Raw genomic sequence first — 23,902 nt, 5'->3', positions numbered from 1 at the left:
GACCCCAACTACCTTTCTAATCTATTATTTATCGTGCATAATTCACGGCTCGCATTTCACGAATTACTGTGATTTTTATTTGCCCCGGATACTGCATTTCCTTCTCAATCTTCTGTGAAATGTCGAAGGAAAGCTTGCTGGCAGTTTGATCGTCTACATTTTCAGCATCTACCAAGACACGTAATTCACGACCGGCCTGCATTGCAAAACATTTATTCACTCCATCAAATCCAAGCGCCAATTCTTCAAGTTCTTTGAGACGCTTAATATAGCTGTCCATGATTTCTCGACGAGCTCCTGGTCTTGAACCGGAGATAGCATCGGAGGCTTGTACAATCGGTGAAATCATAGAGGTCATCTCGATTTCATCATGGTGCGCGCCGATTGCATTGCAAACTTCAGGATGCTCTTTGTATCGCTTTGCCAATTCCATTCCTAGAATAGCATGCGGAAGTTCCTGCTCTTCATGCCATACTTTTCCGATATCATGCAGCAATCCAGCACGCTTGGCAAGCTTGGCATTAAGCCCCATTTCTGCAGCCATAATAGCCGCCAACTTCGCTGTTTCTTTAGAGTGCTGAAGTAAGTTCTGACCATAAGAAGATCGGAATCTCATTCGGCCCACCATCTTGATCAATTCAGGGTGTAATCCATGAACTCCCAAATCGATACAGGTTCGCTCACCGATTTCAACGATTTCTTCTTCAATGTTCTTTTCGGTTTTTGCAACCACCTCTTCAATTCGGGCAGGGTGAATTCGACCATCCTGAACCAATCTGTGAAGTGAAAGCCGAGCAATCTCTCTTCTTACTGGGTCGAAGCCTGAAATAATGATCGCTTCAGGCGTATCGTCAACGATAATTTCAACACCTGTAGCAGCTTCCAAAGCCCGGATATTTCTACCTTCCCGGCCGATAATTTTTCCTTTGATATCGTCACTTTCGATATTAAAAACAGAGACACAGTTTTCAATCGCATGCTCAGTAGCTGTACGCTGAATGGTGTCTAAAACAATCTTTTTGGCTTGCTTGGTAGCAGATAGTTTTGCCTCATCTAAGATATCTTTGATGCGGGAAGAGGCTTTACTTTGCGCCTCATCAGTAAGCATCTGCACCAATTGATCTCGGGCTTCTTCTCGAGTCAATCCTGCAATTTTTTCAAGATCTGCGATTCGCTGATTAGTCACCCGATCGAGCTCATCTTTTTTCACTTTTACAGCATGAAGTTGAGCATCCAGGTTTTCCTTCTTACTATCCAACTCAGCTTCTTTTCGCTTCACTTGCTCCAGTTCCTTGGATAGCTGTTGCTCACGCTGCTTCAGTTTGTTTTCATTGGTGATGATGATGTTTTTCTTGTGCGATACTTCCTCATCAAACTCAGCTTTGAGCTTCAAGTACTTCTCTTTGGCTTCTAGGATTTTATCCTTCTTGATAGACTCTGCAGAAATCTCTGCCTCCCGCAACATGGACTTGACCTTTTCTTTGGTCTCCTCCTCTAATTTTTGATGCTTATTTTTTATCAAAACGCTCGCTAGCGCTGCACCTGCGCCAAGACCTACCAGGCCGGCCAGGATGATATATAACACTTCTCCCATAGGTATTTTGGTATTTATTTGACCTGTCGGGAATCCTAAAAATTCGGAAAATCAGTGGGAATTCAACAATTATAACGCTTGGGAAAGCAAGGAGTTGATTTGGGCTAAACTGGCTCTGATATGCTCACTATCTTCTGTATTTACCTCATTGGTTTCCAGCGACTCCACCATGCAGTCAAAGGCTACCATTGCCAGTAAATCCTGATTATCATCAAGTCCAAACTCCGATTTATATTTCCTCAGCTTCTCATTTATCAACTTGCCCGCATGCCGAATTTTGGCTTCGTCTTCCGCTTTTACCCGCATGGGATATTCCCGGTCACCGATTTTAATGCGTATTGCAAGAGTCTCCATTTATTCAGATAAATAGGTGATCAGTTGATCAATCTGTTGTATATAATTATTGATTAATTCACTCATTTCGGCCGAATCCTCCGGATTCACCGTACGGTTATCAACAATGTTACTAATTTTAATTTTATTTTTAAAATCCTCAATCGCCTGCTCTTTCTGGTCCAAATCAGCTTCCATTTGTGCCAATTTTTCTTTCAACTGACGGTTTTCATCAGACATTTCAGCAAGCTTTAGACTTGCCTGTCTCGCCAGTTTTTCCAGTTTTTGCAGTTCTTCGTGAATCATTTTTTAACTTCTAATGACGGCCCCAACTTCATTTTGGAAAGCCTCCATTAATTTATGCATTGTTTTATCAATTACCTTGTCGGTCAGGGTTTTTTCCTGATCCTGCAAGTGGAAACTCAAAGCATAAGCCTTCTTTCCAGCTTCGATTTTATCTCCTTGATAAACATCAAACACACCAATACGCTGAAGAAGTTTACCTCCTGCCTTCAAGGCCACTTGCTTCACTTGATCATAGCTAATAGATTTGTCCAAGACCAAAGACAAGTCTCGTCGTACCTCAGGAAACTTGGAGATTTCCTGGTACTTCTTCAGGCCTAAAGCCTTCTTGCAAAGCAAATCCCAATTCAAATCGGCAAACCAAACTTCCTGTCTTACTTCGGCAAGTTTCAGCAAGGAATCATCAACAAGACCTAGCGTACCCAATTCCTTTTGGCCCAGCATTAGTCGAAGACCATAAGTAAAAGGTGCGCTTTCCACCATTTGCACTTCGCTAACTTCAAGGTTTAGCTTTTCCAATACCTTCTCTACCGTGGAATACAAATCTGCAAAACCGAAAGGCTTGGAGGATTCAATCCAACTTTCAGCAGAACGATTTCCGGAGTGAAAAATTGCCAATCGCCTTCCCTCTTGGTAACCTTCTTCGGTTTTTTGGTAAACCGTTCCAAACTCAAACAATTTCAAATCCGTCTGACGACGATTGATGTTATGAGCCAAAACTTCCAATCCGCTGAAAAGCAAGCTCTGTCGCATCACACCCAAATCCTCACTCAACTTGTTGTAAATTTCAACATTTAGGGATGGATCCAGGAAACCGGATTTTTCAGAATAAAGTGGCTTCGTCAAGCTATTGGTGATGATCTCATGATAACCTTGGGAACCCAAGATTTCTGAAAGTCGGTATTGAAGTTTATTGATATCCTTAACTGGATGCTCTGCGAGGTAATCGGTTTTCAGGTTTTCGGAAAGTTCCACTTGCTGAAAACCATAAATCCGCAAAATCTCCTCAATGATATCCGCCTCTCGAGTCACATCCACTCGATAAGGTTTTACGATTGCTGTGAACCCCTTATCAGTTTCATTTTTTACCTGAATATCAAGCCCTTCCAAAATTGATCTTACCTGAGCAGGACCGATATTCTTTCCAATCAACCTATTGATATGGCCATACTCCACTAGCACTTCAAAATCAGCAACAGGCTCTGGGTAGATGTCGATGATTTCAGAGCAAACTTTTCCGCCGGCAATTTCCTGCAATAATTTCACTGCCTGCTTCAAAGCATAAACCGGCATATTTGGATCTGTACCTCGCTCAAATCGGAAGGAAGCATCCGTCTTCAATCCATGAAATTGAGCACCTTTACGAATCACATCCGGAGAGAAGTAGGCTGATTCCAAGAAAATAGAGGTTGTTTGCTCCGTAACACCAGAACCAATTCCTCCGAAAATACCAGCAATACACATCCCCCCATTTGGATCGCAAATCATCAACTCTTCTCCGGACAGCTTTCGCTCTTTTTCATCCAAAGTCACAAATGGACTGTCTTTCGGGAGTTTTTTGACGACTACCTTTCCTTCGGAAATTTTAGCTGCATCAAAAGCATGTAGCGGCTGACCCAAATCATGCAAAATGAAATTCGTGATGTCCACTACGTTATTGATGGGCTCCATATCCAAAGACTTCAAGAAGTCCTGAAGCCATTTAGGAGATGGACCAACTTTCAAATCGGTAATTGTAATGCCAGCGTAACGAGGACAATCCATAGAATCCTCCACCGTCACAGAAATTGCCGGACCGGTTGTCTCGACTTGAATTTCAGGTTCCTGATTGATGCACAATTCCCTACCCAACAAGGCTTTCAAATCCCGGGCTACACCTAAATGAGAAGCTGCGTCTGCTCGGTTGGGAGTAAGTCCAATTTCCAGCACATGATCTTTTGTCACCGGGAATAGTTCTGAAGCTGGAGTTCCATTGGGTAAATCGGTATCTAAAACCATAATCCCAGCATGACTGCTTCCCAGCCCTAATTCATCCTCTGCACAGATCATTCCTTCGGATACTTGACCTCTAATTTTGGCTTTCTTAATGGCAAAGGGCTCCCCCTCCGTTGGATAAAGGGTGGCACCTACGGTAGCTAACAAAACTTTTTGCCCTGCAGCCACATTAGGAGCACCACAAACGATGTGAGAAGGGGTATCTAAACCGATATCTACTGTAGTAATACTTAGTTTATCAGCATCCGGATGCTTTTCACAAGTCAAAACCTCCCCAATTACGATCCCTTCCAATCCTCCAGGAATGGAAATAAACTCCTCAATCCCTTCCACTTCCAATCCTGATTGGGTGAGTAAGTCGGCGATTTCTTCCGGTGATTCAGTTAAAGCAATGTATTTTTTTAATCGATTGATTGAAATTTTCATAAAATCTGAAATTCAGTGCTTGCTTGCACGCTATTCAATAAAGAAAAAGGGTTCGTAAACCCCGATTTTTAAAGTAAATGACCACAAATTTAAGGGATTTAAACTAGGTCGAAACTGATTACTTGTAATTTTTCTCCCCTGCCTCAATAGGAATTTTTAAAATATTTTCCCGGGGGGGAATCGGGCAGGCATAATCAGGATTGTAGGCACAGTAGGGATTATAAGCCAAGTTAAAATCTAACGTGATACTGTTTTTACCATCTTGACGGGCATTGATATAGCGTCCGCCTCCATAGGTCTCTCGACCACTTGTCTCATCCGCAAAAGCTAAAAAGAAATTCCGCATATCGGTCTCATCAATTGCCTGCAAAAGCAACAGCCGATTGGTCTGACCTCCCAATTCAAATTCAGCAAATGAATGCTCAATGTAACGCTCCTTACTTCCATCCGTCAGAGGAACTTCCCGTACCTTCTTTTCTTCGTTGGGAATCAAGCGAGCTTTGACTTTATAGGTGGGATCAATGGGATAAAAGGTCAACTCTTTAAAGTCTAGCTTCTGTTCCTCCGTTAGTGGAGACTCTATGTTGAAGCGGATAAATTTGTATTGCCGTTCGCGCTCGGATTCGATTTTTTCAATATAGGTTTCGGGGTCTTCGGCACTCGTGAGCGTATAGATGACTGCGGCGAGTACCACCACGGACACGAAGATGAGTAGGATATGATTAGTTTTCATTTTTTACAGAATACCTTCATCGGCGAAGCTAAAATAGCCCATATCTGTAAAAATCACATGATCTAAGACCGGCAAATCCATTGCGCGGCCTATTTCGGTGAGCCGTTTGGTCAAGCGCTTATCTTGTTCAGAGGGACTGAGTGTACCACTCGGATGATTATGAACCAAAATCACAGACTGAGCATGATGATCCAGTGCAGTCTTAAAAACCACTTTTGCGTCAACCACAGTTCCTGATGTCCCGCCTTGGGAAATCCGTTCCTTTTTGATGACCTGATTGGAGCGGGTGAGCAATACCAAATAAAAATGCTCCACCAATTCATCAAACAATTCGGGTTTCATAAGTTCATACACATCTCGAGAACTTGTGATTTTCACTCGTTTTCGAGGCTCAAGTTTTTTTCTCCTTCGACCTAGCTCCAATGCGCTGACAATGCTGATTGCCTTTGCTTCGCCGATTCCTTTAAATTTCTTGAGATCCTGAACACTCAGCCGCGCCAGGGCGGCCAAATCATGATTAACGGAGGCCAAAATATGCCGGGAAAGATCCACAGCACTAAGCGAGGGAGTTCCAGAACCGATAAGTATGGCGATCAGTTCGGCATCGGTCAAAGCAGTTTTTCCTTTTAGCAAAAGCTTTTCTCGAGGTCTATCTTCCTCGGATAGCTGCGAGATTTTGATTGATGTAGAAAAATCCATATTTAAAAAGTTTATTGAAACTAAAAATACTGATAAACTGAAAATAAAAAAACCCCGACAAGCGGGGTTTTGAAAATAAGTTGAATGCTAATTAGCCAAGGGCATTGACAAATTTCGCAAGCTTAGATTTCTTATTGCTAGCGTTATTCTTGTGAATAATGTTCTTCTTTGCCAGCTTATCAAGCATAGATGATACTTTTTTGTAAAGCTCCTGTGCTTCAGCCTTATCAGTAGCAGCTTTCAATCTTTTGATGAAAGTTCTAGTAGTTTTGGCTTGATATCTGTTTCTCAAACGCTTCGCTTCGTTGGCACGAATTCTCTTTAGAGCGGATTTGTGATTTGCCATATCTTGATTTTAATAAATTTCTTTACGATCCCCTAACCGAATTGGAGTGCAAATTTACGGTAAATAATTATTTCCGCCAAAGGATTTTATTAATTACCTCACTAAAATTCAAACTGAAGAAATCGAAAATTTTACGTGCTAGATTAATTTCCGACAAATATAAAGGCTTTTTGAAGTTTTTCTGCTCGTTAATTCTGTTTATTTTGAAATATGAAATTTTTTATGATCTACATTTTTTCCCTCTTTTTAACAGCATCATCAGTTGCTCCTTGGGGATTTTTTGCTCATCAACTGATCAATCGGCTGGCAGTTTACTCTCTCCCGCCTGAGTTGATTACTTTCTATAAACCTCAAATTCAGTTTATTACAGAAAAAGCAGTCAATCCGGATAGAAGACGCTATGCTGTTGAGGGCGAAGCCGAAAAACACTACATCGACTTGGATCAGTATGGAGATTCTGCACTTAGTATCCTTCCAATATATTGGAAGGAAGCCGTAGAAAAATTTGGAGAAGATAGCCTCCGAGCTCATGGAATTGGTCCTTGGTCTGCTTATTTGACCTTTCTAAACTTGGTTCAGGCTTTTGAGAAAAAGAACAGCACCGCTATTCTTCGACTTTCAGCCGATTTGGGTCATTATTTGGGGGATTTGAATGTCCCGCTTCATACAACGATGAATTATAATGGACAGCTTACAGGGCAGGAAGGAATACATGGTTTTTGGGAAAGCCGAGTACCTGAATTGCTTTCGCAAAACTTCTCACTTTGGGTAGGGAAAGCTGAATACATTGAAAAGCCTCAGCAGGAAATCTGGAAAGCAGTGGAAGAAGCTCACAGCAAAGTGGATAGCGTCCTGAGATTTGAACTCGAGTTGAGCCGTCAATTTCCCGAGGATCAGAAATATAGCTTTGAAGAACGAAATGGTTTGACCACACGAGTTTATTCCCAGGAATTTACCGAGGCTTATGCTAATGCCTTGGATGGAATGGTAGAACGCCAAATGCAAAAATCCATCAAAATGATCGCAGATTTTTGGTATACCGCTTGGGTGAATGCAGGTCAGCCCGACTTATCCCAATTTGAAACTAAAACAGAACCTGAGGAAGAAGAGCTTCCAACAAACCCTGCCTTGCGAGTTAGAACTCACGATAATTAATTCGAATTACCTCAAATTAAGAATTCAGATACTCCGATATGGCTTTTCCCAATCGCTCAAAAGTATCTCTGAAAACATCCTCTTCTTCTTCCAATAAAGTCACCCGAAAACCTCTCAAATCTGAGCAAAAAGACGAAATCGGAACTACACAAATCTGTTCGGATGCCAGTAAGTAATAAACGAAGCGTTTGTCGAGTGGCATACTTGGGTCAGAAACCCAACCTTCAACCAAGGTTTGCAGGCGAGGATCAGAAATGGATAATCGCTGATTTGGGCTCAAAACTCCCTCCTCAAAAACAATGGTATTATAAAATGCTCCTTGAGTAGGATTGAATTTAATTCCTGGAATTTGCCCCAAAATATCTTCCATCCATTGGCTCCGCTTCCCAATTTCCAAGTTGGCATTTTCCCTGTATTTCAAATATTCCGGGTGGCTCATGATTTTTGGAATAGCTAATTGAGGAAGAATAGTCGAACATACCTCAATCATTTTGGCATTTTCCAGGGTTTGACAAAGTTTGGAAAACTCTTTTGAATTACCCCGATTGTAAAATTCCATCCAACCACAGCGAGCTCCAGGCCATGGAAATTCTTTGGAAATCCCTTTTAATGAGATTGCCGGCCGATCTCCAATTACTTCAGCCAAAGCAACCGCTTTGATTCCATTGTAAGTGATATTCTGGTAGATTTCATCAGCTATCAGAAGCAAATTGAATTCCTCTGCTATTCTTACAAATCCCTCCAAAACTTCCTTCGGATAGACCATCCCCGTAGGATTATCCGGATTAATGATCAAAATCCCGACAATGGAAGGATTGTATTTGACTTTTAGATAGAGGTCATCCAAATCCGGTAACCATTGATTATCTGGGTCCAGCTTGTAGGTAATCGGAGCGGTATTGGCGTGCGCCGCCTCAGCCGAACTATGAGTAGAATACGCAGGCGAGGGGCCAATAATCCGTGCTGTGGGAATCAAAAATTGATAAAGCTTTGCGATCGCATCTCCTAGCCCATTGAAAAATAAAATATCCTCGGGACTAATCTGGGTGCCTCCTTTTTCATTAGTAAGGTCAGCCAAAAATTGGCGAGTCTCCAATACCCCTTTGGAATCTGCATAACCATAGGTTTTATCCTCCTTCACCAAATCCGCAATGATGGCTTTCATCCAATCGGGAACCTGATTGTGCTTCTGAATGGGATCTCCGATGTTTTCCCAAGTCATGGGATAACCCAGAGCTTCAATCTGTCTGGCTTTTTTAACGATGCCACGGATTTCGTAGGATAATTCTTCAGCTCCCGGTCGTAAAAGTAGCTGTCTCATAGTTTAATAGGCTGGTTGGAAAAGGATCCAATACAAAGAAAGCGAAATTCAGAGGAAAAGGATTGATTATCCAAAAACAAATAAACCCCATAGAATTCCGATATTCAAGGTTCAGTTACCCCCTTTCTATGAATACCCCCAATCCTCAAGTAGACTTATTTTTAGTAGAAGGCTGTATGCGCTGTTCGAAAGGCGCCACTCCAGCCTGTAAGGTTCACCAATGGAAAGCTTTCCTAGAAAAGCTGAGACAAATGCTTCTCGAGAGCGAACTGATTGAAGAAAGAAAATGGGGTGTCCCAACCTATACCCTGAATGGAAAAAACGTGATAATGCTCGGGGTTTTCAAAGAATCCTGTGTGATCAGTTTCCTAAAAGGTAGTTTGATGAAAGATCCAGAGGGAATTTTGGAACTACCCGGCCCAAATTCAAGAGACGGGAGATTAATTCGATTTACTAAAGAGGAGCAGCTAGTCGAATTAGAAGGCGAAATTCGGGCATTTATCAAAGAAGCAATTGAAATAGAAAAATCGGGAAAAAAGCCAGCAAGAACTTTGGCACATCAACTTGAAATTCCTGAAGAATTGAATCAAAAGTTTGAGGAAATTGAGGGATTGAAGAAAGCCTTTTATTCCCTCACTCCTGGTAGACAGAGAGGATATTTAATCCATTTTTTAGGCACAAAAAAAAGTCAAACCAGAATAAACCGGATTGAGAAATTTATCCCAAAAATCATGGAGGGAAAGGGAATAATGGATTAGAATAGACTTTTCTTTTAATGAATCACTAATTCTTTTCAGCCTTTACCATGTTTTTGATGCCCCTCAGCAAAGCATCCGGATTAAAGGAAATACTATCAATTCCCGCATCAATCAAAAACTTAGCGAATTCTGGTTTATCACTAGGAGCCTGACCGCAAAGACCAATCTTCTTACCATTTTTTCGAGCCACTTTAATCACTTCAGAAATCATCCATTTTACTGCTGGATTATTTTCATCAAACAATTCACTCAAAATTTCCGAATCCCGATCCACCCCAAGAGTAAGCTGGGTCAAATCATTGGACCCAATTGAAAATCCATCGAAGACTTTTGTAAATTCCTTCGCAAGAATAACATTGGAAGGAATCTCTGCCATCACATAGATTTCCAACCCTTTTTTACCTCGCTTGAGTCCATAGCTTTCCATCAATTTCACCACTTTTTTACCTTCCTCAGGGGTTCGACAAAATGGAATCATGACTTTAAGATTTTCCAATCCCATATCATTCCGAACTCTTTTTACCGCTTCACATTCCAATTGAAAGCCTTCGCGGTAGTTCTCATGATCATACCGAGATGCCCCTCGGAAGCCTATCATGGGGTTTTCCTCTGACAGTTCAAATTGCTTTCCTCCCAAAAGATTGGCGTATTCATTGGACTTGAAATCACTCATTCGCAAAATCACGTCTTTGGGATAAAAGGCTGCCGCAATCGTGCCGACAGCTTGTGAAAGCTTGTCTACGAAATATTCCTTTTTGTCAGCATAACCCTCGCAGAGCTTTTCAATTTGCTTTTTCTCTTGTCTATCCTCTATCTGATCAAAATGGACCAAAGCCATGGGATGAACTTTAATGTTTTTCGAAACAACAAACTCCATCCGCATCAAACCAACTCCCTGACTTGGGAAGAAGGAAAGATCAAAAGCTTTCTCAGGATCAGCTAGGATAAACATAGGCTCCGTTTTTGGCAACTTCATTCCTTTGAAATCATGCTCGGTAACTTTCCATTTAAGTTGGCCTGAATATACCTTTCCTATTTTGCCTGAGGCATTATCAATAGTGATTTCATCCCCATTTTTTAAAACTTCCAAAGCATCTTCCGCACCTACGATTGCCAAGGCTCCCATTTCTCGGGCCACGATAGCTGCGTGACTGGTTCTCCCACCTTTTGAGGTAATAATCGCGGCTGCTTTTTTCATAATGGGATCCCAATCGGGATTGGTAATTTCAGTCAATAAGATATCTCCTTCTTTCAGCAAATCTGCTTCTTCCGCAGAATGAAGAATCTTGACTTTTCCTGAAGTAATTCCATTTCCAACTGCATATCCCGAGGTGATCAAATCACCTTTTTCTTGCAAGGCATATTCCTTCAATTTAAATTGCTCCTTCTCCGCATGAACCGTTTCGGGTCTTGCCTGAACAATGAAAAGTTTACCGGAATGTCCGTCCTTGGCCCATTCTATATCCATAGGCATGCCATAATGCTTTTCAATTTGTACCGCCCATTTCGCCAATAATTCCACTTCCTCATCAGAAAGCACCAATTGCTTTTGCTTGTCTTTTGGTGTATTCAAGTTCACTGTACCTCCGGATTTTGAATAGACCATGGTCTTCGTCTTGGAGCCTGCCTTTTTGGAAATAATGGCTTTTTTACCCTTTCCAAGTGAAGGTTTGAAAACCACAAATTCATCTGGAATGACTGCTCCCTGAACGATATTTTCACCCAAACCCCAACAAGCAGTAATTAAGACCGCATTGGTAAAACCGGATTCTGGATCTATGGAAAAAGTAACTCCGCTACTCGCCAAATCAGCTCGAACCATCAATTGAACCCCAACCGATAGTGCAATTTCAAATTTATCGAAGCCTTTGTCGTGTCGGTATTTGATTGCTCGTGCATTGTAAAGCGAAGCAAAACAAGAGCGTACAGTCTTAACCAATGCTTCATTACCGCTGATATTCAAAAAGGATTCATGGAGTCCTGCAAAACTTGCGCCGGGAAGGTCTTCCGCAGTCGCACTACTTCTGACTGCCACATCCACGGTCCGTTTCTCTGCCTTGCACAAATTCTCATAGTGCTTTTCAATTTCTTTAACCAATGAGTCTGGAATTTCCCCTTTCAAAATCAAGGATTTGATGGCATCGGAAACTTGCTTGAGATTTGAAAAATTATCTTTATCCAGCCTTGCTAATTGGTCCTGGATTTTTCCCTTCAAATGATTTTCCTCAATAAAAAGTCGGTATGCTGAAGCAGTAATTGCAAATCCATCGGGAATATGAATCCCCAAAGGATTGAGTTTTTGAAACATCTCACCCAAAGAGGCATTCTTTCCTCCTACTTTGGGAACATCCTCGATTCCGATTTGGTCAAATGGTAAAATGAGCGCATCCATGGCAGACTGGGTTTTATTCAAACAAACCTTAACCTAACCATCTCATGAATAAGCTCCTATGACCTTTTTAGGAGCATTTTCTGATATATATCAGTAATTCTGCGGATTTGAATAAACCCAAAGATCAACCCAAAAATGTCATAAAAGTTCTTCTACTTAAAATCCGCTACGCGCATTCCCTTTCGGAAGGTATCGAAACCAAACATGGTGGGATTATATGCTCCAACGTAATCCACATTCAAATCTGGGGTAATTTCATCAGACATTCCCAATAGCCAAAAAGATGCATTGACAATTAATCTTCTGAGATCCTCACTTTGAAAATCCAACGAAGCACCTAAAGTAGACGCAAAAGCTATTCCCGGTGAACCTCCTTCGATTTGATAGGGTTTTGTCCAAGCAATAGGCATGATGGCTTTTTTCCAAATCACGGGAGCATCCGAAGCCATTCCGGCTGTACTTTGACCATATAAAAGCACTTTAGCCTCTTCTGGAAGGTGTTTGATTCCATACACATCTGAAGCTCCCCAAATATCCTGAACTCCCCGAAGCACCGGATGATCATTTTGTAGCCCAACTCCATCTACCAAAGCCCGGGTCCCTTCTTTTCCATGAATACCATGATGATTAACCCAAGTTTCTCCAAAAATCCGCTGTCCGAAACCTCTTTCCCATCCTTCGGCTTTACTCATCCAATCCCACTTTGCAAACTTGGACTCCTTATTCTTTTGATAGGCAAAGGCGTGGGTAGACGTTCGCAAGCCGATAATAGGTTTACCTGCTTTTAAAAAGTTTTCGATGTATTGGGTTTGTTCATCCGGCAATTCCCGAAAACGAATCAGCATGATCATTAAATCCGCTGATTCCAAATGTTCCAAACCGGGAATATTGTTTTGATAATTCGGTACTACATCTCCCGTTGCAGGATCGATTGGAAATAGGACAGTAGTCTTAAATCCATATCGATGGGCCAGAATCTTACCCAACATAGGCATGGATTCCTCTGACCGATATTCATCATCTCCAGCTACTAGCACGATATGCTTTCCTTTTCCCGGACCTTTATCCCCTTCAAACTGGAGGAACTGCTGTCCCATCGAGAGATTAGAAATAAAGAAAAGAAGCAAAATCGAGCAAAGCAGGCTTATCCGGGTCATGGGAGATTATTTTTTGGAAAAGATTTTTTTGAAAGCAGAAATTACTAAAAGTGTGATAAATCCTACTCCTAACCCTAAGATAAAATCCTTAATGATTCCAGGCCATGAAGGGAATAAATGATGCAGAAAATCAATATTGTGTGTAAAAATCCCTCCCGAAACCAAGAGCAAAGCGATGGTACCAATGTACCCGATCACTCGAATTACCACTGGAAGAGCCCTTACTAAAAAGCGACCAATCTTATCTGAAATGGTATCATCTTCAGGATTGAGTGCGATCAATTTGTAACCAAACTCATCCATTCGAACGATCAAAGCCACCAAACCATAAACTCCTACTGTAGCAAGCAAAGCAATGATGGAAACCACCACTATTTGAGTGCTCAGCGACTGATCGACCACAGTTCCTAATGCGATGATTACAATTTCTACAGAGAGTATAAAATCCGTGGTAATCGCAGATTTTATTTTTGTTTTTTCATGTGCCAAAACCTGATCCTGAGTTACCTCTTCTTGCAAATTGACCTGTTGATGTTGCTGGTGAGGAATAAAAAACTCCAATATTTTTTCCGCCCCTTCATAGGCCAAATACAAACCTCCCAAAAGCAAAATAATGGTGACCGCTACAGGAAGAAATGCACTCAAAAGAAAAGCAACAGGAAGTATGATCAGTTTATTGAGCAGGGAGCCTTTTGTTATAGCCCACAAAACCGGCAATTCCCGATCCGGTACAAAACCTGAGGCTTTTTCAGCATTTACCGCCAAATCATCTCCTAAAATCCCGGAGGTTTTCTTTGCCGCCACCTTGGTCATTGTAGCCACATCATCCATCAAGGTTGCGATATCATCAAATAATGCAAATAATCCAGAAGCCATGTCGAATTAGGATTTACGAAATACGAATTACGAAACTAAGGAGAAGTGAAGGTTTAAAATAGAATCCAGCCTTAATTTTAACTATTCCTGATTGAATCAATGAAATTTTAAATTCCTATAAGATCTATAAAAATTCAGAAGCTACAGTTAACGCTACTTTTGAACCTTAAAACCTTACAACCTTACAACTTCTTAGGATCAAAAATCAGCGGAAAAAACTTCCCTTCCATTTTATGTCCTTTTGGAATCACAGGAACTCCTTCCAAAAGTGGTTCATCAGTATTGGATACGGTACCATCAGCAAATACATTCAGGACAAAGGCTTTTCGGGACCTGTCTGAATAATTGGCAAAGCTCCCATGCACTAAAAGTGGATGATGAAAAGCTGCATAACCGGCTTTCAAGGGAATGGGTACCGGCTTGAAGTTGGCTTTTTGGGCTTCTGTCATCATGGCCATCAAACCATCCATTTCTCCAGCAAGGGCCGGTTTTTCTAAAAGTCCCCAGCGATGTGAACCTGGCACGTATTGGAGACAACCGTTTTCTTCTGTGGCATCATCCAAACCGCACCAGCAAGTCAGATGCTGCATCTCGATCGTCCTGGTCCAATAACTATAATCCTGATGCCAGGCGACATTCCCTCCATGATGGGCAGGTTTGCAAAAAAGCTGATCATGCCAAAAGCGAACAGCCCTTCCACCAAGCAACTGTGAGGCAACCATGCGAAAAGCCGGATTCCAAATCACATCATGAAATGCCTCAACAATCCGCCAGTGTCCCAAGGAATGAAAAAGCACTTTGTTTGGGTCACCGGATTCATTACTGTGAAATTCATGAAACAGATGATGAAGCGGATGCTTGGGATCCATGACCTCATCCAATGCTATTTTTAGAGCTTCGATCTGCTTTTCATCCAAAAGCTTGATTCCTGCTATATATCCATTCTCTTCAAAAAATTCAATCTGCTCCGTACTGAGGCGATATTGATCCCAATCGGAGGCAGTTTTAGGCTGAGGAAACAGATTAGTAATAGGGTAATGAAAATCGGCAAGGTCTTGCATAGGTTCTGAGCTATTGAAAAGATTTGAAGATAAAAAATCTTGTTATGATTTCCTTTCTTCTTTTCTCATTCATTTAGCTTTCTAGCCTCTGTAACCTTTGAAGCAATGGCGGATGAGAATAATTCACGAAAACATAGAAAGGATGAGGATTAATATTGCTCAATGTTTTTACGGAAAGGGTTTTTAGGGCTTCCGCCAAAGGCTTTCCCGCAAAAGTTTCCCTAGCAAAAGCATCTGCTTCAAATTCATTTTTTCGGCTCAGCCAATTCATCCCTATACCGATAACCATAGAAATCGGAGAAAAAAGCATTGTAAAGCCAATAATATTCAGCTGGGCTGACCATTCCTGCCCACCAAGAGCCAGACTCATAGTTTCACTGAAAATAAATTGGGAAAGCAGAAAAAGAAGCAATCCAACTTGTAAAATCGAAGTAATCATTCCCAAAATGATATGCTTCTTTTTGTAGTGTCCAATTTCATGCGCCAATACTGCAACCAACTCATCCGGTGGATGCTGATCCAATAAAGTATCATAAAGGACCACTTTCTTTCTTTTACCAAAACCGGAAAAAAAGGCATTTGCTTTTGCAGAACGCTTGCTCCCATCCATCACGAAAATATTATCCAAGGGGAAGGACACGGATTTGGCATAATGAATAATCTTTTGCTTAAGTTCTCCATCCTCAAGGGGTGTGAGTTTATTGAATAAGGGCAAAATCCAAGCAGTGTAAAATAGGTTAATCAGAATCATAAAAGCAGCAGCCACCAACCAAAATATCCACCAAAAGTGGGGGCCCATTTTATGAATTAACCCCAAAAAAACAAGCAATAGCCCTCCTCCTATCAAAAGACTAAGAACATATCCTTTGAGTTTATCACTGAAGAAAGTCTGAAAAGTGGTTTTGTTAAAACCATATTTTTCTTCGATCACGAAGGTACTGTAATAGTCAAAAGGCAAGCTTATAATATCTGAGCCAATGAAAATCAAAGCGAAAAAGGCTACCGAATGAATTAGCGGATTTTCGAAATAAGTACCTACCCAGGTATCGATCGCTCCAAACCAGCCATTCCAAATAAACAAAAGCGTCAACACGAAAGAAAATACTCCTGAAATAAGGCCAAAGCGGAAATTTTCGAGTTGATAAGCTTTGGATTCTTTCAGTTTATCCTGACTCAAATATTCTAAGAGGGTCTTTGGAATAGCAGGTATTGGCTGCTTGACATTTAGAAAACTGAGGATTTTCTCTACCAAAAAACCAAAGATCAACACACCTACGAGTAGGTATTTTAAATTCTCCGGACTCATGTACAGATTTTAAAATTTTGGACAAGGTAAAACAGTATCCCTTCGCAAAGGCTTGCCTTGATAGCTGTTTGGAAGGGTCCAGGATACACTGAGTTCGTGTGCTCCACCGGATTGAATTCCCAATTGGGAAACAGTATAATCGAAACTATAGCCAATATTCAAACCATTTAGCAGGTTAACTCCCACCATCATTACGATTGCGTCCCGATTACTTTGATTATTTACTGGCTTGTAAGGAAGGCCTCTATACCATAAACCAAATACAATAGGCTCTACATAAAAATAGGCTCCCACGTCCAATTGTTCGAATGGTCCTTGACGCTTGTAATTGAATGTCGGAGTCAAAGATCTTTGTTTACGTGCATGGGTAAAATCTCCACGATAACTTCCCTCTCCCAATGGAATTCTGTAACCTCCATGAAGTGAAAACTTAGCAGGAAGTGGGCTTAATCCATCCACAAAGGACTGATTAGGCTGATTCACATGATGAGCAGATAATCCCAGCCAGAAATTTTCTGTAAAGAACAATCCGCCTACCGAAAGAGAAAGCATGCTTACTGGATCTCCCAATCCGGGGATATCTGTACCTGGAAGCAAAGGACCGAAAGGATCATTGGGATTGATTTCATTGGCAAAAACCAAATTCTCATAAAAACCAATCTCTCTTCGAATATATGTCGCTTGAAATCCCGGACGGAAATAGGAATTCTGTCCCAATTTCAATTCATAAGAAGCCATTCCAGAAATACTTGTAGATCGAAGTTTTGAAGCTCCTTCAGTATCCTGCATCACATGGACTCCTAGTCCAATGTTATTATTAGGAAGATAAGTATCATAAAATGCAGAAAAGGTAGTGAACTGGGCATCGATGCTCGGCCATTGATTCCGGTAGTTGAAGCCTACTCTACCTGTGAGTTCTCCTCCTGCCATCGCAGGGTTGAGATACAATGGGGCAGCATAATATTGGCTATATTGCGGATCCTGAGCAAAAGCCCGTCCCGATAATGCCAAAAGCATTCCCACAAAAAAAACAAGTTTCAGAGAAGACAGTAACAAGGAATTGTTCGTTTATTTGAGTACTCAGTCAGCTTCTAAAACGTTTTAGTGATAAGCTTGTTTTAGAAAGCAGTTGGAAAAATATGAAAAGCAGACCGCATTCCATACATATCACGCTTTTTTTCATCCTCTTTTTTGGATTTGGGCTTGTCCAAACTGGATTTGGTCAAGGCTTTAATGATAACGAATGGATTTTTGGTTATTGTGAAGGAAGTGCAGAAAACAATTATTTGTCTTTTGGTAAGGGAGAAAATCCTTCGGTTCAGACACTTCCCGGAACTGTTATCATCGATAAGTTTAGCAATGCTCTTGCCATTGACCCTATTACAGGTCAACCTCTCTTCTATTCGAATGGCTCCATCGTCTATGATTACAGTGCCTCACCTATTCAAGGACAAGTCGGTAATCTCAATGGTCCAATTGACACCCGTCAGCAAGTGGCTACCGGTTTTCTGAGTTACGAGCCTGATGGGGATAAGTTATTTTACCTTTTTTATGTTTCTCCAGCGGGTCAACTTCTCTATTCCTTAATCGACATGAACGCCCCGGGACAGGCTACTGGAAATGAACGTCCCCTAGGTGAAATCACCGAACAAGACCAAGTAGTAGGAAACGCTCAGGGGGCCATTCTAGTCGTTAAAACCCCAGCTTCTCCTTCTTATTTAATAAGTTTCGATGGAGGAAATCTTATAGCGAGGAGATTGGAGGCAACTGCTGGTGATTTCACTCAAACAGATACCGAAGCTATCCCTTTTACCCCAAAAGCCATTGTTTTTGATCCTGATCGAGGTGAATTGATTTTAATTCCTGAAGATCCGGGAGATGATATCCTAGTTTTAGATTTCAATACCTCTACCGGGAACTTTGGAAACCCTCGCACTATATCAAATAGCGGAGGAGCTGCTCCAATAGAGGGAGCAGTATTTTCACCGGATGGGAATTTTATTTACTTCTCCAGAGGAAATGAATTACTCCGAGTTCCTACTTCGGATCTTTCGGCTACTCCTGAAGTAATTCCTTTAGACCCGGCCCCATCCAACATTTATGACATGAAAGTGGGACCCGATGGAGAATTGTATTTTCTATATGAGGAAGTAGATGGGGGACCTCAATTGATGGGGAAGGTTGAAAATCCAAATGAAGAGGATTTAGCAGCGATTACCGTCGATATAGATCCATTTACAGGCACGGATTTTTGCGGAACCATCTTCCCTGTTTTTGGTCCGAATGCGGATATCAGCCCTACAGTTGATTTTACATGGACTCCAGATGAACCTTGTGCAAATAATCCTGTCCAACTTATAAGTGAAATTCTTCCGGAAAATTATCAGCCGGTTTCTTTCAATTGGGAATTCAACCCTCCTTTGACAGATTCTGAGGGAAACCCTGTTCCAGCAGATTACACCCAAGAGCACTTCTTGGTTCCAGCTGATGCAACTCAAGAGCAATCTATCTCGGTGACTTTGACCGTCACGTTTGCGGATGGACAATCCGTCCCTGTAACACGTGACATTACCCTTACCGAAAATAATCTTGAAGCGGATTTCACTCCTGCGGACACCACGATTTGTGAGGGACAATGCGTGGATATCGGGGCTCTTCTTCAAGCTCAAAACGCTGCTGGTCAGCAGGATGGAGAGGCTCCAGGAGGAAATATGGATCAGTACGAGTACTTCTGGTCCAATTATAAAGATGAAGGCTGGACTAGTCGACAGGAAAACGAAGTATGTTTACCTGGGACTTATTGGGTACTTGTTCGTGAACCAAATTCCAGCTGCTATGCCTATGCTGAAATTGATGTAAAAGTTTGGGATTTACAGGATCAGAGTAATGGGATCTGGTATTTCGGAAATGGAGCCGGCTTGAACTTTAATCCGGACCCGGATGATGAGACTGTCCCTGTTCCAAGACCTATTGATTCACCTCACCCTCAAAATATCCCAGCAGGTACAACGACTATTACAGATTCCAGTGGTGAAGTTTTATTCTTTACTGACGGTGAATCTGTCTGGGACCTAAATGGTGATTTGATGGAAAACGGAGATAATATAGGAGGTGATAATACTTCATCCCAATCCGTGATCGCCGTAGCTGTTCCCGAAGAACCAACCTTATATTATTTATTTACAACACAAGCCACTGCCAATGGCACCAATGAGGTGAAATTCTCCCTCATCGACATCAAAGCTGAAAATCCCTCAGGAGTTGGTAATGTTGTAACGAAAGACAATTTTCTGTTCAGTCCATCCACTGAGCAATCAGCTGCCTTGGTCAATGGAGATACCACTTGGGTTCTTTTTCATGAATTAGGAAATAATACCTTCCGGGCCTATCCTGTATCCACAGAAGGAATTGGGCAACCTGTATTTAGTTCTGTAGGAAGCAATCATGGATTCAATGCTGGCGTGGGAGCTATGAAATTCAGTCCTGATGGAGAAAAAGTGGCTGTAACCATTTCTGAGGGAGGTTGTAATCGCTTAGAAATCTTTGATTTTAATGCTGACACAGGAGAACTCACCGAATATGCCCTGTTAGATTTGGGCTGTGATGGGGAAGTCTATGGTTTGGAATTTTCAGATAGTGGGGACAAAGTTTTCGTGTCCTACCGAAACGGAGGGCCGGGAATTGAAGAATTTACTATTCGCGCTGTTAATGATGAGGATGATCCTGATGCTGCCACCTGTCCAAGCTGTTTTGGAAATGCTTCTACCCGACCACAAATCGAATCCTGTATTTTATCAAATCGAAATACGGTAAGTGGAACAGGCGGATTGGATTTGGGAGCCTTGCAAATTGGACCTGATGGCAATGTGTATGTGGCTGTAGTCGGCTCCAACCAAATTGGTCAAATACTTGTCGGAGCAGGTTGTAATTCCACCAGCTCTTTCAATCAGGATTCCGTGGAGCCAATGCCTGGAACCACAAATCTTGGTCTCCCATCTTTTGCACAATTAGGTGGAAGCTCGATTCCGGAACCAGCCCTTGCAGGCCCACCAAGACTTTGTTTGGATCCGGATGAAGGTGCAACCGCTCTTTTCGAAGGAGGAGGCGAACCTGACATTGATAGTTATTTCTGGACAATCACCCATGAAGACGGAACGGTGATCTTGCAAGATTTTGGAGGACCTGGAGATCAGTTTCAGACTTTGGAGCAGATTTTTGACACACCAGGGCTTTACACGGTAAATTTGAATGTAACCCGTTGTGCTACTCCGGATTATTATGATGCCAGTTTGGAAATCCAAATTGACGCTCCTCCTACTTTAACTTTGGAATCGGATATCACGCTTTGCTCAGGAAATCCGGTTGAACTTACTGCAATCGAAGGGTATGACCCATCTGAAGGGCTCTATGACTTCTTATGGACCAATTCGGCAGGACAAGTTTTTGGAGATGAAAATTCCAATACGATTACTGTCGATGAGGAAAGTATATATACTGTTGAAGTAACCTATCGATTACCTGATGGACTTTCTGACGAGGAAGCTGCACTATTTGAAACCTGTCCAGCGACTGCAGAAGTTTTTGTAGGTCCAGCTTTTGAATTCGATATCAATCAAGATGCGCAGGAGGTTTGTTATGAAGATCTTATTATCAACTTTGCTCCTGACACACCTATTTCGGGTGAATGGTATTATGAACAAAATCAGGATGGAAACCCTGTATTAATAGGTGAATTTTTCGAGCTTGCTTTGAATATTAGTTCACTTCCTGGACCAGGAGATTATGAGATTATTTTCATTACCGAAGACCCAATCTTAGAAGGTTGTACTGTTGAAAAGCGGGTGGATTTGATCGTAAATGAACTCCCTCTTTTCACTGCAACACAAAGTAATCCGGCAACGGGTTGTGCAACAGCAGACGGGAAATTTGAAATATCCATGCAAGGGAATGCCAGCACCGTGACCATCCAAGAAACCGGAGATATTTTCAATAATGTCAATGCCGGAGATGTCATCCCTATTCAGAATTTACTTCCTGGAATCTACACCATAGAGACAGAGAATAATTTTGGATGTACCTATGTAGGAACTGTCACGGTTGAAAACAATAATCCGCCTGTGGAATATACTTTCACAGTTACATCAACAGACGAAACTTGCGGCCCATCTGGTGTAGAACCGGGATCAATAACTATTTCTTTTGACAATGTAATTCCATCAGGAGGAAGCTATGTGATAACCAGACAAGGTGATGGTCAAGAATTCACCGGCTCCTTACCTAATCAGGCAAGCTTTGATGTCCAAGTTCCCTACGGCGATTATGCTGTAGAAATCCTTGCCCCAACAAATTGCAGTATTCCGGATCCGGACATTTATACTATCGCTCAAAAATTCACAGTGAACTTTTCTGTTCCTACGGATTTTACAGCTTGTGAAAGTTTTACCTTCCAACCAGAACCTTCTGAGAATATTTCATTCACCTTATTGGATAATGCTGGAAATCCAATTAATCCAGATGGAGATGGCAATTTCACCATAACTCAATCTGGTCTTTATACCATGCGAGGTGAAGATCCTACAGGGGAAAACTGCCCATTAGAAATACCGATAAACGCTACTATAACTCAGCCAATTCAATTCCAACTTGATGGACCGATCGTAGATTGTCAAGCTGGGGTCGCTTATGAAGCAGTTTTAACCAATGCAGATCCAGCAGATGTATTGTTTTTGTGGAAAGACGATTTGGGTGTCATTGTTGGAAGACAACAACGTTTTGTTCCACCTCGGGAAGGAGATTATAGCCTAGAAGTTCAGCCAGCTTCAGGCGCTCAATGCCAAGGGAATTCTATCCCATTCACAGCAATTGTTTTAGATGAAGATGTTGAGGTTGAGTTAGATGTGACTCCATTTTGTGGGGAAGTGACTAGTACCACTATTTTGGTTTCTGCTGATTTGACAAATGTGGCAAATATCGAATGGTACTCTGTCCAAGGTGGAACGCGAACTCGAATTCCGCAATTCGATGATCTTCCTATTGTGGAGGTGAATCAGGAAGGAACCTATGAAGTGATTTTAAGAAGCGCAGCTGGTTGCGATATCGGAAGAGCCAGTGGCTTGGTGGTTAGATCCACCATTATTCCTCCGGTAGTTCCAACAGGTTTTACGATTTGTGCCGTCGAAGGAGTAACTACGAGTATCGATCCGGGGGATTATGATAATTATGCCTGGATCTTAAATGGAGAAGTTGTGTCTAATGAGGCCATATTTACACCTTCCCTACCTGGGGTTTATGAAGTGATCGTCTCCGATAATTTAGGATGTGAATATGTAGAAACCTTTGAGGTTTTTGAAGACTGCGATCTGAAAGTCATTTTCCCTACCGGGGTGGTTCTTGGGGACGAGAATCGAAATTTTGTTATTTATGCCAATGAATACATCGACGAAGCAGAGGTTTTTGTCTTCAACCGATGGGGGGAATTGATTTTCCACTGTTCTCATGAAAACTTAGAACCAGCTCAGCCTTTCTGCCCTTGGGATGGTCAGGTTAATGGAAAATTGGTGCCCAATGGAACATATGCAGTAGTAGTGAAGTTTACCAGTAGAGATCAAAATTTAACTGAACAACAAGTCAAAGCAATTACGATTATTCAATAGTATGTTAATTCTAATTTCACCTGCAAAAACCCTAGATTACAGTACTCCCAACATTGATAAATACAGTCATCCAGACTTTACCACTGATATCAAATCTCTTGTGGGAGTCATGAAAAAAAAGTCAGCTCGAGACATTGCAAAGTTGATGTCAGTTAGTGAAAATCTAGCTCAACTCAACGAAGAGCGATACAAAACCTTTCAAAAGGAATTTACCCCTGACAACTCAAAACAAGCTCTTTTGGCTTTCAAAGGAGATGTGTACACCAAAATTGATGTAGATAATTATTCCGAAGAAGATTTTGAGTTTGCACAAGAACATCTCCGGATACTTTCTGGATTATATGGACTTTTGAAGCCGTTGGATTTGATACAGCCTTACCGATTGGAAATGGGGACAAAATTAGAAACCAAAAAAGGTAAAAACCTTTATGAATATTGGGATAAGAAAATTGCGAAGGCAATCAATGCTGCTGCAGAAGGTTCTCCAATAGTCAACTTGGCTTCTCAAGAATATTTTAAGGCGGTAGATTTAAACACCTTAAAATCTCCTGTAATCAATATACATTTCAAAGAACATCGAGATGGAAATTACAAAGTGATCGGCCTATTTGCAAAGCAGGCAAGAGGCATGATGACCAATTTTGCTATCAAAAACCGAATTACTGATCCAGAAAATTTAAAAACCTTCAATGAGGAAGGTTATGAATTTTCAGAGCCATTGAGCTCTGGTTCGGATTGGGTTTTTGTTCGATAAATTAAATAGTCCGAGTTGTTAAAATAACTCGGGCTTTTTT

At 41.5% G+C, this 23,902-nt stretch carries 18 protein-coding genes; 4 read left to right on the top strand and 14 right to left on the bottom strand.

Features of this window, described 5'->3' with window-relative positions; all coding sequences use genetic code 11:
• Positions 1 to 28: 28 nt before the first annotated feature.
• From rny to rpsT, 7 genes are all read right to left on the bottom strand, one after another.
• Positions 29 to 1,594: a ribonuclease Y gene (rny, locus tag NY014_RS14850; protein WP_135074986.1), complete on the bottom strand. Its 1,566-nt coding sequence runs from the start codon at positions 1,592 to 1,594 to the stop codon at positions 29 to 31.
• 69 nt (positions 1,595 to 1,663) lie between these two features.
• Positions 1,664 to 1,948, bottom strand: coding sequence for a cell division protein ZapA (locus tag NY014_RS14845; RefSeq protein WP_135074989.1), 285 nt, complete (start codon positions 1,946 to 1,948; stop codon positions 1,664 to 1,666).
• The gene (locus NY014_RS14840) at positions 1,949 to 2,233 is read right to left on the bottom strand and encodes a hypothetical protein (RefSeq protein ID WP_259415332.1); all 285 of its coding nucleotides are present in this window, start codon (positions 2,231 to 2,233) and stop codon (positions 1,949 to 1,951) included.
• A gap of 3 nt (positions 2,234 to 2,236) precedes the next feature.
• Entirely contained in the window at positions 2,237 to 4,651 is a 2,415-nt protein-coding gene (gene pheT / locus NY014_RS14835; protein ID WP_259415331.1) for a phenylalanine--tRNA ligase subunit beta, read from the bottom strand.
• A 118-nt stretch (positions 4,652 to 4,769) separates the two neighbouring features.
• The gene (locus NY014_RS14830) at positions 4,770 to 5,384 is read right to left on the bottom strand and encodes a DUF1684 domain-containing protein (RefSeq protein ID WP_259415330.1); all 615 of its coding nucleotides are present in this window, start codon (positions 5,382 to 5,384) and stop codon (positions 4,770 to 4,772) included.
• Between the two features lie 3 nt (positions 5,385 to 5,387).
• Entirely contained in the window at positions 5,388 to 6,083 is a 696-nt protein-coding gene (radC, locus tag NY014_RS14825) for a RadC family protein (RefSeq protein WP_259415329.1), read from the bottom strand.
• A 91-nt stretch (positions 6,084 to 6,174) separates the two neighbouring features.
• Positions 6,175 to 6,429 carry a 30S ribosomal protein S20 gene (gene rpsT, locus NY014_RS14820; RefSeq protein ID WP_259415328.1) on the bottom strand — a complete coding sequence of 85 codons (255 nt, stop codon included), beginning with the start codon at positions 6,427 to 6,429 and terminating at the stop codon, positions 6,175 to 6,177.
• Between the two features lie 210 nt (positions 6,430 to 6,639).
• Between rpsT and NY014_RS14815 the strand changes: the two genes are divergently transcribed.
• Positions 6,640 to 7,584 (top strand): zinc dependent phospholipase C family protein, encoded by a 945-nt coding sequence (locus tag NY014_RS14815; protein ID WP_259415327.1) that lies wholly within the window; start codon positions 6,640 to 6,642, stop codon positions 7,582 to 7,584.
• Between the two features lie 16 nt (positions 7,585 to 7,600).
• On the opposite strand, the gene NY014_RS14810 is transcribed toward NY014_RS14815, so the two are convergent.
• Positions 7,601 to 8,905, bottom strand: coding sequence for a pyridoxal phosphate-dependent aminotransferase (locus NY014_RS14810; RefSeq protein ID WP_259415326.1), 1,305 nt, complete (start codon positions 8,903 to 8,905; stop codon positions 7,601 to 7,603).
• 128 nt (positions 8,906 to 9,033) lie between these two features.
• Here NY014_RS14810 and NY014_RS14805 point away from each other — a divergent pair, with 128 nt between their 5' ends.
• The gene (locus NY014_RS14805) at positions 9,034 to 9,663 is read left to right on the top strand and encodes a YdeI/OmpD-associated family protein (protein ID WP_259415325.1); all 630 of its coding nucleotides are present in this window, start codon (positions 9,034 to 9,036) and stop codon (positions 9,661 to 9,663) included.
• Positions 9,664 to 9,688: 25 nt separating this feature from the next.
• Here the strand turns inward: NY014_RS14805 and ppsA are convergent, their stop codons facing one another.
• From ppsA to NY014_RS14775, 6 genes are all read right to left on the bottom strand, one after another.
• Positions 9,689 to 12,055, bottom strand: a complete 2,367-nt coding sequence (gene ppsA / locus NY014_RS14800) for a phosphoenolpyruvate synthase (protein WP_259415324.1) — start codon at positions 12,053 to 12,055, stop codon at positions 9,689 to 9,691.
• Between the two features lie 152 nt (positions 12,056 to 12,207).
• Positions 12,208 to 13,212 carry a ThuA domain-containing protein gene (locus tag NY014_RS14795; protein ID WP_354003188.1) on the bottom strand — a complete coding sequence of 335 codons (1,005 nt, stop codon included), beginning with the start codon at positions 13,210 to 13,212 and terminating at the stop codon, positions 12,208 to 12,210.
• Between the two features lie 6 nt (positions 13,213 to 13,218).
• Positions 13,219 to 14,088, bottom strand: a complete 870-nt coding sequence (locus NY014_RS14790) for a DUF808 domain-containing protein (protein ID WP_259415323.1) — start codon at positions 14,086 to 14,088, stop codon at positions 13,219 to 13,221.
• A gap of 182 nt (positions 14,089 to 14,270) precedes the next feature.
• Positions 14,271 to 15,149: a phytanoyl-CoA dioxygenase family protein gene (locus NY014_RS14785; protein ID WP_259415322.1), complete on the bottom strand. Its 879-nt coding sequence runs from the start codon at positions 15,147 to 15,149 to the stop codon at positions 14,271 to 14,273.
• A gap of 73 nt (positions 15,150 to 15,222) precedes the next feature.
• A complete protein-coding gene (locus tag NY014_RS14780) occupies positions 15,223 to 16,455 on the bottom strand; it encodes a M48 family metallopeptidase (protein ID WP_259415321.1) in 1,233 nt (410 codons plus the stop codon).
• A 9-nt stretch (positions 16,456 to 16,464) separates the two neighbouring features.
• Positions 16,465 to 17,511: a PorP/SprF family type IX secretion system membrane protein gene (locus NY014_RS14775; protein ID WP_259415320.1), complete on the bottom strand. Its 1,047-nt coding sequence runs from the start codon at positions 17,509 to 17,511 to the stop codon at positions 16,465 to 16,467.
• Positions 17,512 to 17,594: 83 nt separating this feature from the next.
• Here NY014_RS14775 and NY014_RS14770 point away from each other — a divergent pair, with 83 nt between their 5' ends.
• Entirely contained in the window at positions 17,595 to 23,108 is a 5,514-nt protein-coding gene (locus tag NY014_RS14770; RefSeq protein WP_259415319.1) for a gliding motility-associated C-terminal domain-containing protein, read from the top strand.
• Position 23,109: 1 nt separating this feature from the next.
• The gene (gene yaaA / locus NY014_RS14765; RefSeq protein ID WP_259415318.1) at positions 23,110 to 23,862 is read left to right on the top strand and encodes a peroxide stress protein YaaA; all 753 of its coding nucleotides are present in this window, start codon (positions 23,110 to 23,112) and stop codon (positions 23,860 to 23,862) included.
• The last annotated feature ends 40 nt before the right edge of the window (positions 23,863 to 23,902 follow it).

Origin of the sequence: Algoriphagus limi (assembly GCF_024919275.1) — a bacterium.
Lineage (GTDB): Bacteria > Bacteroidota > Bacteroidia > Cytophagales > Cyclobacteriaceae > Algoriphagus > Algoriphagus limi.
Note: the sequence above shows the minus strand (reverse complement) of the source record. Positions and strands in the feature narration are given on the sequence as shown.